The sequence below is a fragment of the Stenotrophomonas sp. K-6 genome (genome assembly GCF_056861555.1).
The window spans coordinates 587,174-600,174 of record NZ_JBSPUC010000002.1; the positions used below are offsets into that span (position 1 = coordinate 587,174).

The window sequence follows — 13,001 nt, forward strand, 5'->3', positions numbered from 1 at the left end:
TCAATGCGCGCATGGTGCCCTATCTGGAAATCCGGTGATCTAATCGGAATCAGTTGCAGTTGCGCTTCGTTCGGTGTGCACAGGGCGTTCACGCCTCCCCTACAATCGAACCACACCTACACGGGGGATGCGCAGGATGCGGCATTGGCTGAAGCGGTTGGTCTGGGGACTACTGATACTGACGCTGGCGGCGTTTTTCATGGTGTGGTGGCTGCTTCGCGGCAGTCTGCCCACTCTGGAAGGCGAGCAGGCCATGACCGGACTGGCGACGCCGGTCAGCATCAGCCGTGACGTCTTGGGCGTGGTCACCATCGACGCCGGAAGCCAGGCTGATGCAATGCGGGCACTGGGTCTGGTGCATGCGCAGGAGCGCTACTTTGAGATGGATTTGATGCGCCGGACGGCAGCCGGCGAGTTGGCCGAGCTGTTCGGGCCGGCGGCGATCGAGATGGACAAGCGCATGCGGGTGCACCGGCTGCGGGCGCGCACCGAGGCGCATCTGGATGTGGCCACGGGCAGCAGCGCCGCTGCATTGCAGGCCTACGTGGACGGCATCAACCAGGGCGTCGCGGATCTTCGGGTACGGCCTTGGCCCTATCTGCTGCTGCGCCAGACCCCCGCCCCGTGGCGTGCCGAAGACAGCGTGCTGACCGGGCTGGCGATGTATGCGGACCTGCAGGACCCCACCAATCAGAACGAATTGGCGATGGCGCGGATCCGCGCGGTGGCGCCACCGGCGCTCTATGCATTGCTCAGCCACGATGGCAGCGAATGGGACGCCCCCCTGTTTGGCGGGGCGCGCGGCAACGCACCGCTACCGGACGCCACTGCGCTCGACCTGCGACAGCCCGATGCGGCGCAGGCAACCAGTGCCACCGCCGGTCATCTGGACCCCGACGTGCTGGGCAGCAACAACTTCGCCGTCTCCGGCGCACTGACCGCGGACGGGCGCGCCATCGTGGCCGACGACATGCACCTGGCGCTGCGCGCGCCGAATCTCTGGTTCCGCGTACGGCTGCGCTATCCCGATCCGCAGGCGCCCGACGGCCGCGTCGATGTCAGCGGCTTCTCGCTGCCCGGCCTGCCGGCCATCGTCGTCGGCAGCAACGGACACGTGGCCTGGGGCTTCACCAACAGTTACATCGACACCGCCGATTTCCGCAGCGTGCCTGCCGATGCCCAGGACATCACCACGCATGAAGAGCGTATCCGCGTCGCCGGTCAAGCACCGGTGACGCTGCGCGTGCGTGAGACCGCCTGGGGTCCAATACTCCACGAACGGCCGGACGGCAGTGGCGAGGCGCTGCGCTGGGTGGCGCAGCTTCCCGGTGCGGTCCGTTTGGACTTTGCCGAGATGGCGCGCGCGGCGACGCTTGAGGAGGCCTTCCACGTGGCCGACCGCAGCGGTATTCCCGCGCAGAATCTGGTGATCGCCGACCGCAGCGGACGCATCGCCTGGCGGTTGATCGGCACACGACCGGACCGTGCTGCGGACTGCCCGCCAAGCGGCAACACGATCGCGGCCCCTGCCAGTTGTGCGCCGTGGGCGATCCGCAGCGATGGCGCGCCGGCATTGATCGATCCCCCCATGCATCGGCTGTGGACCGCCAACGGACGCGTCCTCGATGGGGATGCCTTGGCCATTGCCGGGAACGGTGGCTACGACCTCGGTGCACGCGGGCGGCAGATCCGCGATGGCCTGATGGCAAAGGAGCGCTTCACCGAAGCCGACCTGCTGGCGATCCAGCTCGACGATCGCGCCCTGTTGCTCACGCGCTGGTGGCACCTGCTGCGCGAGGTCGTCACCGCCAGCGACGACCCTGCCCTGCAGCGACTGGAGGTCGCAACCCGGCGATGGGAGGGCCATGCGGCCGTCGATTCGGTCAGCTACCGGATCACCCGCGGTTTCCGCGGCATGCTGATCGACCGTGTTGGCGAGGGGCTTCTCGCGCCAGCGAAAGCACAGCTCGGACAAGCGTATCTGGAGCCGCGGCTGGGGCAGTTCGAAGGCGTGTTGTGGCCATTGGTGAGCGAGCGCCCGGCGCATCTGCTGCCGCCTTCGTACTCCAGCTGGAATGCGCTGTTGACCGATACCGCCAAGACGCTGGAGGCAGACCTGAGCAGTCTGGGGCCGCTGGACGCGCGTACGTGGGGCGAACGCAACACCGCCGCGATCTGTCACCCGGTCAGTCGCGCGCTGCCCAACGTCGCCCGACGATGGCTGTGCATGCCCGGCGATCCGTTGCCCGGCGACCGCGACATGCCCCGCGTGCAGGGGCCCGCGTTCGGGGCGTCGCAGCGGATGGTGGTCTCGCCCGGCCACGAAGCCGAGGGATTGATCCACATGCCCGGTGGGCAGAGCGGTCACCCGTTGTCACCGTTCTGGGGCGCAGGACACGACGCCTGGGTGAAGGGAACACCCACCCCGTTCCTGCCGGGCAAAACCGCGTACACGCTGACGTTGGTCCCCGCGGAATGATCACGGGGTCAACGCTTTACTGCCGCCTCCAGCGCTCCATCGCGTTGAGCAGCGGCCCGGTCATGGCCGTGGTCACCAGGGCCATGATCACCAGCACGGCAAACAGGCGATCGCCGAGGAAGCCCAACTCGTAGCCCAGGTTGAGCACGATCAGCTCCATCAGGCCGCGGGTATTCATCAGGGCACCGAGCTTCCACGCCTCATGGCTGCCCATGCCGGCACTGCGCGCTGCACTCCAGGTGCCGATCAGCTTGCCCAGCGTGGCGACCGCGATCACGATCAGGCAGAGCACCCAGTCGCTGGCCTGCAGGGCATCGGCGCGCATGCGCAGGCCGGTCATGGCGAAAAACAGCGGCAGCAGCAAGGTGACCGCGAACGGCTCGACGCGCTCGGCCACGGTATGCCGCAGGGTGGCGTTGCCGGAGACCGCCACGCCGGCCGCGAAGGCACCGAACAGCGCGTGGATGCCCAGCATCTCGGTAACCAGCGCGCAACCCAGCGCCATCAACAGCATGATCAGCAACCAGCGCCCTTCCTGGCCCGGGGCGATCACCAGACGCGAGAACCACGGACGCACCACACCGAGCATCAGTGCAACGAAGGCGACCACACAGACCAGGTTGATCGTCGCGGGCACCCAACCCTGCGATTGTGCGGCGGCGACGATCAGGGCCAGCAGGCACCACGCGGTGGCATCGCCGAGCGCGGCGCAGGCGATGGCGGTCTGGCCCAGCGGCGTGCCGGTCATGCCCCGGTCGGCCAGGATGCGCAGCAGCACGGGGAACGCCGTGATGCTCAATGAAATACCCACGAACAACGCAAAGCCGGTGAAACCCACACCCGGCGGCGCGTGCGCGCCATAAAGCCAGATCGCCAGCCCCACGCCCAGCACGAACGGCACGGCAATTCCGGCATGGCTGACCACGAAGGCGAAACGCCGTCGCCCCCGCAGTCCGCCCAGATCCAGTTCCGCCCCGGCCACCAGCAGGAACATCAGCACGCCGAGCTGGCTGAGCAGGCCGAGCGAGCCAAGCGAGGCTGCCGGGAACAGCACGCCATGCACCTGGGGCAACACGGCGCCCAGCACCAGCGGCCCCATCATCAGGCCGGCCGCCATCTCACCGATCACCGCCGGCTGGCCCAGCCGGCGGAACACCCAGCCCGCGCCCTTGGCGACCATCAGCAATACCAGCAACTGCAACAAGAACAGACCAAGCGGCGCATGCAGATGCGCGGCCCAGTCGGCCCCCAGCGACGACTCTGCACGGACCACCTGTGCGGTCACGGCCGGGCCGGCAAACCGTGCCAGGCCCAGGCCGATCAACAGCGGCAGTGCCACCCAGCCCAGATAGCGCCAAGCCAGCCCACTGCGGCGCATGCCGGTGGTGTCAGAGTCCATGACCGATCCCCATCGATTGAAGGGGCGATTCTACGGGCTGCATGCGTCGCCACACCACCGCGGACGACGCGGCGGTGTGGCGCATCGATCAGGCCAGTGCCTGTTCGTGCACGCCGGCGATGGCACGCCCGGAGGGATCGGCCATCGCGGCAAAACTGGCATCCCACGCAATCGCCGCTGGCGAGGAGCATGCGATGGACTTGCCGCCCGGCACGGTCTCCGCCGCCGCCTGGGTCGGGAAGTACTGCTCGAAGACGTGGCGGTAGAAGTAGGCTTCCTTGGTCTGCGGCGGGTTGTGCACGAAACGCTTGTCCGCTGCGGCCATCACCCGGTCACTGACCTGGGCCTCGGCATGCGCCTTGAGTCCGTCGATCCAGCCATAGCCGACGCCATCGCTGAACTGTTCTTTCTGGCGCCACAGGATCGAGTCCGGCAGGTAGCCTTCGAAGGCGTCGCGCAGCACCGCCTTCTCGATACGTCGCGTACCGGCAGGGCCCTGCCCGACCATCTTGTGCTTGGCGTCGATGCGCATGGCGACATCGAGGAACTCGCGGTCCAGGAACGGCACACGCGGCTCCACGCCCCAGGCCATCATCGACTTGTTGGCGCGCAGGCAATCGTAGTTGTTGAGTGCATCGAGCTTGCGCACCAGCTCCTCATGGAACTCACGCGCGTTCGGCGCCTTGTGGAAGTAAAGGTAGCCACCGAAGATCTCATCGCTGCCCTCACCGGACAGCACCATTTTCACGCCCATCGCCTTGATCCGGCGCGCCAGCAGGAACATCGGCGTGGAAGCGCGGATGGTGGTGACGTCGTAGGTCTCCACGTGGCGGATCACTTCCGGCAGGGCATCCAGGCCTTCTTCGAAGGTGTACTCGAAACCGTGGTGCACGGTGCCCAGTGCTTCGGCCGCGATGGCGGCGGCGGCCAGATCGGGCGAGCCTTTCAGGCCGATCGCGAAGGAATGCAGACGCGGCCACCACGCTTCACTCTGATCACCATCTTCGACACGGTGGCGGGCGTAACGCGCGGCCACCGCCGCAACCAGCGACGAGTCCAAACCACCGGACAACAAAACGCCGTACGGCACATCGGTCATCAGCTGGCGATGCACCGCACGCTCGAAGGCCTCACGCAGTTCCACGCGGTCGGCCTCAACGCCTTCGACCGCAGCGTAGTCGCGCCACGGGCGCTCGTAGTAACGGGTGAGCGTGTCGGTGGCACTGTCGTACCAATGGCCCGGCGGGAACTGCGCCGCGTCGGCGCAGATGTCCACCAGCGACTTCAGCTCGGAGGCCACCACCAGGCGGCCGTCCTTGTCGTGGCCCCAGTACAGCGGCACCACGCCGATCGGATCACGGGCAATCAGCACGCGCTGCGCGGCGCGGTCCCACAACGCGAAGGCGAAGATGCCATTGAGGCGGTTCAGGAAGGAGGCCGGGCTGTCTTCGCGGTACAGTGCGTTGATCACCTCGCAGTCCGAACCGGTCTGGAAAGCGTACGGCTGGGCCAGTTCGGCCTTCAGTTCGCGGTGGTTGTAGATTTCGCCGTTGACCGCCAGTGCCAGCCCGCCGTCCTCGGACAGCAGCGGCTGCGACCCACCGGCGGGGTCGACGATGGCCAGGCGCTCGTGGACCAGGATGGCGCCGTCATCGACGTACACCCCGCTCCAGTCCGGGCCGCGATGGCGCTGGCGCTGCGACAGGTCCAGCGCATGGCGGCGCAATGCGGCGAGGTCATCGCCCGCCTGGAGGCCGAAAATACCGAAAATCGAACACATGGGAACAGCTCCTGGTGATGGGGGAATACACGTATTGCAGGCATTCGACCGGCCACCCAGGCCCGGAAGGGGTAAACCCGGGCCACAAAAAAACCCGCATCGGTCGATGCGGGTTTTCTGGGGTCCGGGCGTGTTGCTTGTACTAGCCCTGGTCGCAGTCCCGCATCGGCCGCGCACGATTATTCGCGCGCAGATTGGTGCGGTTGGTATTGTTGACAGCGGTGGCCGGGAACGAGGACATGGGTCGACCGTAACCGGGTTTGGGCGGCGGTGCAACTGTTGCGATGGCAACCAAACCGACCGCCGCGGACAACCCCGCGCTTCGGAGCCGGGCGATAATCACGGTCCTTCTGCACCATCTGGCTGGCATGACCGCTCGTATTGGACGCATCGCGACACGCCTGGGCGGCATCGCCCTGGCCCTTTCTCTCATCGCCTGCAGCAGCACCCCTTCACGGACGCCTGCGAGCATCGTGAAGTCGGTGGAGACCAAGGCGGCCGATGGCAGCTTCGACAGTGCCTGGGAGGCAGCCAGGACCTACGAGACCTTCAACGACCCGCGCGCCGTGACCTGGTACGAGCGTGCCGCCGCCGTCACCCCGTGGAGCTTCCACAACCCCCAGGCCGAAGAGGCGCTGGGCCGGATCTGGACCCACGGTGAGCTGCTGCACGGCACCGGCCCGAACATCGTCCAGGGCACGGCGTTGCGTGCCTCGCCGCGGAAGGCCGAGCGCTGGTATCGCACCGCGGCCGAGCACGGCAACCCGATGGCCATGCTGATGCTGGCCAAGTTCCATCGCGAACGCGGTGACGCGGCGAGTGCGCTGCGCTGGGACCTGCGCGCCACCATCTACCACCACATGCCGTCCGAATCCTCGCGGCTGCCGCAGGCGATCGAACCGCAGCCGGATGGCACCCTGCATCCGCTGGTCGTCGACATCCAGCGCCGTGCGCAGCGTGGCGATGCCGACGCCCAGGTGGATCTCGGCGCGATGTACGAACTCGGGATGGGCCTGCCGCGCGATGGCATCGAGGCACTGCGCTGGTATCGGCTGGCGGCGGACCAGGGCAATGTGTATGGCCAGTATTTCAGCGGCCTGCTGCTGGGCCGCGGCCGCGCCGGCGTGACGCGTGATCTGGACGCGGCCGCCGGTTGGTTCGCCAAGGCCTACGCGCAGAAGTTCTACCTGGCCGGGGAAACGTACTGGCGCGAGCGGATCAAAGCGCCGTTCTGGACCTTCGGTTAGTGCCGGAATTGGCGTCGCTCCGTTTTGTACACATTCGGCAACACGCTTCAAGTCTGCCTATGGTCCGGAACATCGCCCAGAATGACGGCATGAAGACCGCTACCTTCCGCAATGAAACCCTTACCCGCGAGCGCATGCAGGCCATTATCGCCGCGCATCCGAGCGCGGCGGTGTTCGAGAACTGCACGTTCGATCACGGCGACTTCTCGCGGCTGGACATGGATGGATTCCAGTTCAACCAATGCTCGGTCAACGGTGCCTCTTGGCTGGCGGCCTCACTGGAAGAAAGCCAGTGGACGAAGTGCCGCGGCAGCCAATGCGATTTCAGCTCGGCCCTGCTCAGCGATGCGCGTTTCTCGCACTGCGATCTGAACAACAGTCACTGGCGCCGCGCAACGCTGTCCTCGGTGCAGTTCCAGGACTGCAAGCTGACCGGCGCGCACCTGCAGGAAGTGACCGGCTGGGCGCTGGAATTCCGCGATTGCCTGCTGGTCAGCGCGGACCTGCGCGGGATGTCGTTCCGCAAGGCGCAGCTGGAGGGTATGGATTTCTCCGAGGCCGAGCTGTCCGGCTGCGATTTCCGCGATGCGGTGTTCAACGGCGGCAGCCTGCGCAACGCACAGACGCGGCTGACGCGATTTGAAGGCGCCGACCTGCGCGGCACCGACATCAGCGGGCTCAATGTGATGGACGCCAAGCTGTTCAAGAAGGCGGTGATTTCACAGCGTCAGGCGGCGGCCGCCTTGGCGTCGTTCGGGTTGATCGTGGCGTAAGGGCGAACCGACCAACGGTCGGTTCCTGCCTGACGCGGTCGTTCGTCAGTGACGCGGTAGGTGCCGGCCAGCGGCCGGCACTACCCTCATCGAGCGACGGTAGATTCAACCCGATGGAGTCAGGCGAGCAAACGCTCGATCAACCGCTGGTACAACCCCGGCAGCGCTTCCAGATCCGCGACGCGCACGTTCTCGTCGACCTGGTGGATGCTCGCGTTGACCGGCCCCACTTCGATGCACTGCGCGCCCAGTGGCGCGATGAAGCGCGCATCGGAGGTGCCACCGCCGGTGCTCTCTTCTGGTGGCGCACCGGCAAACTCGCCGAGCACGTCACGCGCGACACGGCGCAGCGTACCTTCCGGGGTGTAGAACGGCTCGCCACTGCGATGCCACGTGAGCGTGTACTCGAGCGCATGACGCTCCAGCAACGCGGCGATCTCCGGCTCCAGCGCCGGCGCATTCCAGTGCGGGTTGTAGCGCAGGTTGAACAGCACCTGCAGCTCGCCGGGAATCACGTTGTTGGCACCGGTCCCGGCATGGATGTTGGAGACCTGCAGGCTGGTCGGTGGGAAGCTCTCGAAACCGTCATCCCAGTGCCGCGCGGTCAGTTCGGCCAGCGCCGCGGCGGCCAGATGGATCGGATTGCGCGCCTTGTCCGGATACGCGACATGGCCCTGCACGCCTTTCACCGTGAGCGTTCCCGACAGGCTGCCGCGGCGGCCCACGCGCAGCAGATCGCCGAGCACCGCGGTCGAGGACGGCTCACCGGTGATGCACCAGTCGATGGCCTGGCCGCGTTCGCGGAAGATGTCCGCCACGCGACGCACACCGTCGATGGCATCGCCTTCCTCGTCACTGGTCAGCAGCACGGCCAAGGTGCCGGGATGGTCCGGATGGGCGGCGACGAACTGCTCGGCGGCCACCACGAACGCGGCCACACTGCCTTTCATATCGGCCGCGCCACGTCCGTACAGCACGCCATCTCGGATCTGCGGATCGAACGGATCGCTGGTCCAGGCCGAGACCGGGCCGGTCGGTACCACGTCGGTATGCCCGAGCAGCACCAGCACCGGCGCGCCCTGCCCGTGGGTGGCCCACAGGTTGTCGACCTCGCCCAGGCGCAGGTGTTCGCACTCGAAGCCCGCTTGCTCGAGACGGCCAGCCAGCAGTGCCTGGCAGCCAGCATCCTCGGGCGTGACCGAGGCGCGCGCGATCAGGTCGCAGGTCAAGGCAACGACGTCGTTCACGCGCCCACTCCGAACCGCTGCTTGAAGCCGTTGTCCGAGAAGCCCTGGGTCATCACGCCATCGGCGCTCACCACCACCGGCCGCTTGATCAGTTGCGGGTGCTCGCGCAGCAGCAGCTTCCATTCGGCCTCCGAATCGGCCGCTTTGCGGTTCTCCGGCAGCTGCCGCCACGTGGTGGAGGATCTGTTGATCAACGCGGCGAAGCCACCCGCCTGGCCGGCCCAGTCGATCAGGGTCTCCGGCGTCGGCGGGTGATCGCGGTAGTCGACGAAGGTGTACGGCACCTGGAAGCGGTCCAGCCACTTGGTGGCTTTCTTGCAGGTGTCGCAGTTCTTCAATCCATAAACGGTCGTGGTCATCGCAGGATTCAGTCGGCCAGGCCGCGCAGCAGCTCGTTGACACTGGTCTTGCTGCGGGTCTTGGCATCGACCTGCTTGACGATCACGGCGCAGTACAGCGAGTGCGAACCGTCCTTGGACGGCAGCTGGCCGGACACCACCACGCTGTACGGCGGTACCGAGCCGTAGCTGATCTCGCCGGTGGCACGGTTGTACACGCGCGTGCTCTGGCCAAGGAACACGCCCATGCCGATCACGCTGTGGTGGCCGACCACGAAGCCTTCCACCACTTCCGAACGCGCACCGATGAAGCAATGGTCTTCGATGATGGTCGGGCTGGCCTGCAGCGGCTCGAGCACGCCACCGATGCCGGCGCCGCCGGACAGGTGGCAGTGCTTGCCGATCTGGGCGCACGAACCGACCGTGGCCCAGGTGTCGACCATGGTGCCCTCGCCCACGTAGGCGCCGATGTTGGTGAAGCTCGGCATCAGCACCACGTCCTTGCCGAAGTAGCTGCCGCGACGCGCGATCGCACCGGGCACCACGCGCACGCCGGCGCGGCGGAACTTGGCTTCATCGAAGCCGGCAAACCGCGATTCGACCTTGTCCCAGAACGGCGCCGGACGTGCATCGACCACGGCCATGTCGTTGACGCGGAAGTACAGCAGCACGGCCTTCTTCAGCCATTCGTTGACCTTCCAGCCACCGTGGCCATCGGGCTCGGCAACGCGGAATTCACCGGTTTCCAGGCCGTCGATCACGCGGCCGACCAGCGGCTTGGTCGAGCCTTCGATTTCATGCAGGGTCAGCGTGGCGCGGCGCTCGAACGCGCTTTCAATGCCGAACTTGAGCTCTTCCACACCCGGCGTGGCCGGCTTGCGCAGCGACTTGCGCGCGATGGTGGCATCACGGCTGGCACTGCGCTTGGCAGCGCTCTCGGCCGGGGTGGCGGCCACCTTGCGTGCCGATGCCTTTTTCACGGCCGCCTTTTTCACTGCGGGTGCGGACTTTTTGGCTGCGGCAGCGGTCTTCTTCACCGCAGGCGCGGCAGCAGGGGTCTTGGCCGCCGCGGTCTTCGCGGCGGTCTTCTTGGCAGGCTTGGTGGCCATCAGTGGGGGTCTCCGGCGTTTCGATCAGGGTCCAGGCAGGCGAGCATCGCGTCTTGCAGCTGCTGTCTGGCGGATTCGGTCAGGGCGTGATCATGCTCATCGCTGATCACGAACATATCTTCGGCGCGCTCGCCGAAGGTAGCGATGCGCGCATCATGCACGCGCAGCCGCTGGTTGCGCAGCACGAACGCCACGTCGGCCAGCAGGCCGGGGCGGTCGGGTGCGACCAGGCTGAAACGGGTGCTGGTGGTCTGGCCATCGGTGACATCGCGGAATTCGATGCGCGGCGCGAAACGGAAGTGCCGCAGCTGGCGCGGAATGACGCGGCGCGACGGACGCAGCCGGGTCAGATCACCGGCCAGCGCCTCACGCAGGCCGGCCTCCAGGCGCAGCGCATCGCCATCGGCGAAGCTGTCGGCCGGGGTCACTTCGAACGTATCGAAGATGGTATCGACCGGGCCGTCCAGCACGCGCGCGCGATGGATACCGTAGCCCTTGCGGTCCAGCGTCATCACGATCGCGGCGAACAGGCCGTCGCGATCCGGCGAGTGCACGAACACCTCCAGCGCGTGGTCGTCCGGGGTGATCCGGCGCACCTTCACCAAGGTCTGGCCCTGCTTGACCGGTACCAGCGCTGCGGCCTGCCAGGCCAGCTGTTCGGGCCGCAGCCGGATGAAGCTCTCATCGGGCATTACCGTGAACTGGCGCTCGATGGTGGCATCGTCGTAGCCGCGCTCGCGCACCAGCTGGCGCACCGATTCGCGCGCTTCGGCGACACGCTCGGCGGCCGGCATCTGGTTCTCCAGCCCGTCGCGCAGCGCGCGGCGCGCGGCGAAATACAGGTCGGCAAGCAACCGGTCCTTCCACGCATTCCACAGCTTGGGGCTGGTCCCGGCAATGTCGGCGCAGGTCAGCAGATAGAGATAATCGAGCCGGTCGCGGCTGGCCACCAGCGTAGCGAAACGATGGATCACGTCCGGATCGGAGATGTCCTGCTTCTGCGCGGTGACCGACATGCGCAGGTGCTGCTCGACCAGCCAGGCCACCAGCTCCGTATCGGAACTGCTCAGCGCCAGCGCCTGGCAGAATTCGCGCGCATCCACCGCACCGAGTTCGGAGTGATCGCCGCCGCGGCCCTTGGCGATGTCATGGAACAGCCCGGCCAACAGCAGCAGCTCCGGCTTGCGCAGGCGCGGCCAGACCTCATGCGCGATGGAGAAGCGCTCGTCGGCGCGACTGGTGGCGAACAGGCCGATATTCCGCAGCACCATCAGCGTGTGCTGGTCCACGGTGTAGACGTGGAACAGATCGAACTGCATGCGCCCGGAGACCTGCGCGAACGCGGGGATCCACTGGCCGAGCACGCCCAGGCGCGCCATCCGCGCCAGGGTGTCGACCGCGCGCGGGCTGCGCAGCAGGCCCAGGAACTGATCGCGTGCCGCGGGACTGGCCTCGGTATACGCCGCCAGCTCCGGCAGCGATTCGGCCAGCGCGCGGGCAGTCAGCGAGTGCAGGCCCCGCACATCCGGGTTGTAGGCCCAGCTGGAAAACAGCGCGAACACTTGCTCGATGTCGCCCTGCGGCCACGCGGCATCATTGGCGGCCAGGTAACCGCGGCGCAGCGAGAAACCGACACTGACCGGCTCGGGCACCGCTTCGCCATCAAACTGTTCCTCAAAGCGCTGCAGCAGTCGGTCGCTGATCCGCCGCACCACGGTGGCGCTGCGGTAGAACCCCTGCATCATCTTTTCCACGGCCAGGCTTTCGATGTCGTCTTCGAAACCCAGGCGGGCGGCAAGCGTCTTCTGGTAATCGAACCGCAGGCGTTCTTCGGGCCGGTTGGCCACCAGGTGCAGACCGAAGCGCAGCCGTGCCAGCGCGCAGCGTTCGCGCTTGAGCGCGGCGGCTTCATCCGGGCCGAGATGGCCCAGGCCGACCAGCGCTTCCAGATCGCGCACGCCGAACGCGCGCAGCGCCATCCAGCCGAGCGTATTGAGGTCGCGCAGGCCGCCGGGACCGTCCTTGATGTCCGGCTCAAGGTTGTCGGCGGTGTCGCCGAAGCGCTGATGCCGCGCCAGCAGCTCTTCGCGCTTGGCGAGGAAGAATTCGCGTGGCGGCCACAGGCCCTCCACGTTGACCGCCGCCTTCAACGCATGGCGGGCCGCGTCATCGGCGACCACCGGGCGCGATTCGATCAGCGCGGTCAGTACCGTCTGATCGGCGCTGGCCTGGGTGCATTCGGCCGGCGAACGTACCGCGTGGCTGACCGGCAGGCCGCAATCCCACAACAGGGCGAAGAAACGCGCCAGCCCGGACTCGTGCCGTCGCTGCTGCTCGGGCGTGCCCAGCACCAGCACGTCGATATCCGAGCGAGGGAACAACTCGCCGCGCCCGTAGCCGCCCACCGCGAACAGCGCCATCCCCGACCCGCCGGGCAGGCAGCGGTGCCAGGCCAGCCGGATCAGGTGATCGGCCGCCCGCGCGCGCAGGGCGAGCAGGCGTTCGATATTGTCGTTCTGGTCGAAGCGGCGGTACAGCCGCGCGTCGGTCTGTTGCAGCGACTGGCGCGCCAACCCCGCCCAGTCCGGGTCGGCGACGGAATCGGCCGGCGCGTCCAGCATCGGGCTCG

General features: G+C 67.2%; 9 protein-coding genes. 3 read left to right on the forward strand and 6 right to left on the reverse strand.

Features of this window, described 5'->3' with window-relative positions:
• Positions 1 to 127 precede the first annotated feature (127 nt).
• The gene (locus AC13F7_RS08105) at positions 128 to 2,479 is read left to right on the forward strand and encodes a penicillin acylase family protein (RefSeq protein WP_482999798.1); all 2,352 of its coding nucleotides are present in this window, start codon (positions 128 to 130) and stop codon (positions 2,477 to 2,479) included.
• A gap of 16 nt (positions 2,480 to 2,495) precedes the next feature.
• Here the strand turns inward: AC13F7_RS08105 and AC13F7_RS08110 are convergent, their stop codons facing one another.
• Positions 2,496 to 3,878, reverse strand: a complete 1,383-nt coding sequence (locus AC13F7_RS08110; RefSeq protein ID WP_482999799.1) for a cation:proton antiporter — start codon at positions 3,876 to 3,878, stop codon at positions 2,496 to 2,498.
• 88 nt (positions 3,879 to 3,966) lie between these two features.
• On the reverse strand, positions 3,967 to 5,658 hold the full coding sequence (gene asnB, locus AC13F7_RS08115; protein ID WP_482999800.1) for an asparagine synthase B: 1,692 nt from the start codon (positions 5,656 to 5,658) through the stop codon (positions 3,967 to 3,969).
• A 368-nt stretch (positions 5,659 to 6,026) separates the two neighbouring features.
• Between asnB and AC13F7_RS08120 the strand changes: the two genes are divergently transcribed.
• Together AC13F7_RS08120 and AC13F7_RS08125 are read left to right on the forward strand one after the other, a co-directional pair.
• Complete coding sequence (locus AC13F7_RS08120; protein WP_482999801.1) at positions 6,027 to 6,905, forward strand: tetratricopeptide repeat protein; 879 nt, start codon at positions 6,027 to 6,029, stop codon at positions 6,903 to 6,905.
• An 89-nt stretch (positions 6,906 to 6,994) separates the two neighbouring features.
• Positions 6,995 to 7,678 carry a pentapeptide repeat-containing protein gene (locus tag AC13F7_RS08125; RefSeq protein WP_482999802.1) on the forward strand — a complete coding sequence of 228 codons (684 nt, stop codon included), beginning with the start codon at positions 6,995 to 6,997 and terminating at the stop codon, positions 7,676 to 7,678.
• Between the two features lie 119 nt (positions 7,679 to 7,797).
• Here AC13F7_RS08125 and dapE read toward each other — a convergent pair whose 3' ends face one another.
• The 4 genes from dapE to AC13F7_RS08145 are packed head-to-tail and all read right to left on the reverse strand — an operon-like array spanning position 7,798 to position 12,993.
• Positions 7,798 to 8,925: a succinyl-diaminopimelate desuccinylase gene (gene dapE, locus AC13F7_RS08130; protein ID WP_482999803.1), complete on the reverse strand. Its 1,128-nt coding sequence runs from the start codon at positions 8,923 to 8,925 to the stop codon at positions 7,798 to 7,800.
• On the reverse strand, positions 8,922 to 9,284 hold the full coding sequence (locus AC13F7_RS08135; RefSeq protein ID WP_481470591.1) for an arsenate reductase: 363 nt from the start codon (positions 9,282 to 9,284) through the stop codon (positions 8,922 to 8,924). The genes dapE and AC13F7_RS08135 overlap by 4 nt, the downstream gene beginning before the upstream one ends.
• Positions 9,285 to 9,292: 8 nt before the next feature.
• A complete protein-coding gene (gene dapD / locus AC13F7_RS08140) occupies positions 9,293 to 10,372 on the reverse strand; it encodes a 2,3,4,5-tetrahydropyridine-2,6-dicarboxylate N-succinyltransferase (RefSeq protein WP_481470590.1) in 1,080 nt (359 codons plus the stop codon).
• Entirely contained in the window at positions 10,372 to 12,993 is a 2,622-nt protein-coding gene (locus tag AC13F7_RS08145) for a [protein-PII] uridylyltransferase (protein WP_483000126.1), read from the reverse strand. Before AC13F7_RS08145 ends, dapD begins: the two co-directional genes overlap by 1 nt.
• Positions 12,994 to 13,001 lie beyond the last annotated feature (8 nt).

What these genes read in the sequence shown, in the direction of transcription:
- AC13F7_RS08105 (WP_482999798.1), top strand. Translation starts at nt 128, where the DNA reads ATGCGCAGGATGCGGCATTGGCTGAAGCGGTTGGTCTGGGGACTACTG.
- AC13F7_RS08110 (WP_482999799.1), bottom strand. Translation starts at nt 3,878, where the DNA reads ATGGACTCTGACACCACCGGCATGCGCCGCAGTGGGCTGGCTTGGCGC.
- asnB (WP_482999800.1), bottom strand. Translation starts at nt 5,658, where the DNA reads ATGTGTTCGATTTTCGGTATTTTCGGCCTCCAGGCGGGCGATGACCTC.
- AC13F7_RS08120 (WP_482999801.1), top strand. Translation starts at nt 6,027, where the DNA reads ATGACCGCTCGTATTGGACGCATCGCGACACGCCTGGGCGGCATCGCC.
- AC13F7_RS08125 (WP_482999802.1), top strand. Translation starts at nt 6,995, where the DNA reads ATGAAGACCGCTACCTTCCGCAATGAAACCCTTACCCGCGAGCGCATG.
- AC13F7_RS08135 (WP_481470591.1), bottom strand. Translation starts at nt 9,284, where the DNA reads ATGACCACGACCGTTTATGGATTGAAGAACTGCGACACCTGCAAGAAA.
- dapD (WP_481470590.1), bottom strand. Translation starts at nt 10,372, where the DNA reads ATGGCCACCAAGCCTGCCAAGAAGACCGCCGCGAAGACCGCGGCGGCC.
- AC13F7_RS08145 (WP_483000126.1), bottom strand. Translation starts at nt 12,993, where the DNA reads ATGCTGGACGCGCCGGCCGATTCCGTCGCCGACCCGGACTGGGCGGGG.